This is a genomic window from Ruminococcus sp. CAG:379, from assembly GCF_000434255.1.
GTDB classification, from domain to species: Bacteria; Bacillota; Clostridia; order Oscillospirales; family Ruminococcaceae; genus Ruminococcus_F; species Ruminococcus_F champanellensis.
Genome location: NZ_FR894929.1, coordinates 47548 through 50123, shown reverse-complemented (window position 1 = coordinate 50123; position 2576 = coordinate 47548). Strand labels below are relative to the sequence as shown.

Below are 2576 nucleotides of genomic sequence, written 5' to 3'. Positions count from 1 at the left end.
GGCAGCCCCCACTCTGATCCAGCAGGGACAGGTGGTGACCATGTACCAGACCCCCACCTTTCCCATCGGCATCGTGGGCAGACCGGAGGCGCATGTGACCCGGCTCCGGCTGGAGGATTCGGACGTGATCGTGCTGATGTCCGACGGGGTGGAGGAAAGCGAGTACGCCTTTGTCAAGCAGAAGCTGCTGGCAGGAGGCTCCCTTCAGCAGACTGCCCAGGCTATCTGCTGCAAGGCACAGCGCAGTGCGGCAGACGGCAGACCGGACGATATCACAGTGCTGCTGGCGCAGGTCAGAAGGAACACGGACTAAGAAGGCGGCATCAGCCGCCTTCTTTATGCCTTGCAGAATTTTGTGAAAAATATACGAGGAGTCAAGGCGTTTTCCACGCGATTTTTTGCGATTTTGTACAATATGCATAAAATGGACGGTTGATTCTAGGCGGAGTATATGAACTTTTTTGGATGTGCGCAGAAATGCTTGAATCCAGGGCGGGAATCTGTTAAAATGTAAGCATAGGGGAGGGTGATACTATGATTCCGGATCTGCAAAAAGAAAATGAATTTCCGCTGTCTTTGTTTTTGAGCGGGAAAAATTGCAAGTCCTATTTATTTTTCGGCGCACACACGATATCCAGCAAGGGTACACAGTATCATTGCTTCCGGGTCTGGGCGCCCCATGCCCGATCCGTTTCCCTGGTGGGAGATTTCAACCGCTGGGACAGAAGTCAGACCCCCATGCACGCCATCGGGGGCGGCGTATGGGAATGCTGCATCCCCAGGCTGGAGCAGTTCGCTGCCTATAAATACAGCATCGAGGGCAGGGACGGCAAGATCCGTATGAAGGCGGATCCTTACGGAGCGCATTATGAGACCCGGCCAGCCACTGCCTCCAAGATCTACGAGAGCAGCTATGAATGGAAGGATGACGCCTGGCGCAAAGCCAAGCGGCAGAGAAATATTTACAAAAGCCCGGTGAATGTGTACGAAGTACATTTTAACTCTTGGCGCACCAATCCGGACGGGAGCTTTCTGGATTACCGGACCTTTGCAAAGCAGATGATCCCGTATCTGCAAAAAATGTCTTATACCCATATTGAGTTCATGCCCCTGACGGAGTATCCCTACGACGGCTCCTGGGGCTATCAGGTCACGGGCTATTTTGCCCCCACCTCCCGGTTTGGTACGCCGGATGATTTCCGTGCCATGGTGGATGCGTTCCATGCTGCCGGCATCGGGGTGATCCTGGACTGGGTACCGGCGCACTTCCCCAAGGATGAACACGGCTTGTTCGAGTTTGACGGTGGATGCTGCTACGAATACGAGGACGTGCGCAAGGGGGAGCATTTCGCCTGGGGCACCAAGGTGTTCGATTACGGCAGGCCGGAGGTGTGCTCCTTCCTGATCTCCAGTGCATGCTGCTGGTTTGAGGAATTTCACGTGGATGGTCTCCGGGTGGATGCGGTGGCATCCATGCTGTACCTGGATTACGACCGGCCGGATGGTCAGTGGTGCCCCAACAAGAACGGGGGCAGGGAGAATTTAGAGGCCATCGATTTCCTGCGGCATCTCAATGAAGCAGTGTTTGAAAAGTTCCCGGATGCGTTGATGATCGCCGAGGAATCCACCGCCTGGCCCATGGTCACCAAGCCTACCTGCGACGGAGGTCTGGGGTTTAACTTTAAATGGAATATGGGCTGGATGAACGATATGCTCAGCTATATGTCCATGGATCCTCTGTTCCGCTCCGGCAACCACGATAAGCTGACCTTCTCGTTCTTCTACTGTTTTTCCGAAAATTACGTGCTGCCCATTTCCCACGATGAAGTGGTGCATGGCAAATGCTCCATGATCGGCAAGATGAGCGGCGGCTACGATCAGAAATTCGACTCCTACCGGGCGTTTCTTGGCTATATGATGGCGCATCCGGGCAAGAAGCTGCTCTTTATGGGACAGGAGTTTGCCCAGATGAAGGAGTGGGATTATCAGCAGCAGCTGGACTGGATGCTTCTGGATTACCCCAAGCACAACACCATGCTCAAGTACACCCGGAAATTGAATCGGTTTTATGCGGAGCATCCGCCCCTGTGGGAGCGGGACGACTCCTGGGATGGATTTAGCTGGATCGCCAATGACGATTATCAGCAAAGCGTCATTGCCTTCCGCCGGTTTGACGACAAGGGTGAGGAGCTGATCGTGGTGTGCAACTTTGTGCCGGTGGAGCGGCGGGAATACCGGATCGGTGTGCCCTATAAGGGCAGCTATAAGCTGCTGTTCAATTCGGACGCCACGGAATTCGGCGGCTCCGGCGCAGCAGAAAAAGCCGTCAAATCCGAAGCCATCCCCATGCATGGCTTTGACAACAGCATTGCGCTGACGCTGGCGCCCTTGTCCACCATGTTCTTCAAGCCGGTGCCGTATAAAAAACGCAGATCGACTAAGAAATCCGCACCGCCCAAAGCGGCGCAGAAATAGAAGTTTTACCAACGAATGCAGAGAGGAGTGGATTTTTCCCTTCCGGAAAAATCGAGTATGAATTATGTACATTAAAAAAGAATGTGTAGCAATGCTCCTGG

Annotated in this window: 2 protein-coding genes; both read left to right on the top strand. The window is 53.8% G+C overall.

Annotation, left to right across the window (positions count from 1 at the left end):
* Positions 1–313: SpoIIE family protein phosphatase (locus QVO51_RS10805; protein WP_288168232.1), on the top strand; the 313-nt coding region annotated here is incomplete at its 5' end.
* Between the two features lie 221 nt (positions 314–534).
* Positions 535–2475, top strand: coding sequence for a 1,4-alpha-glucan branching protein GlgB (gene glgB, locus QVO51_RS10800; RefSeq protein ID WP_022358407.1), 1941 nt, complete (start codon positions 535–537; stop codon positions 2473–2475).
* The last annotated feature ends 101 nt before the right edge of the window (positions 2476–2576 follow it).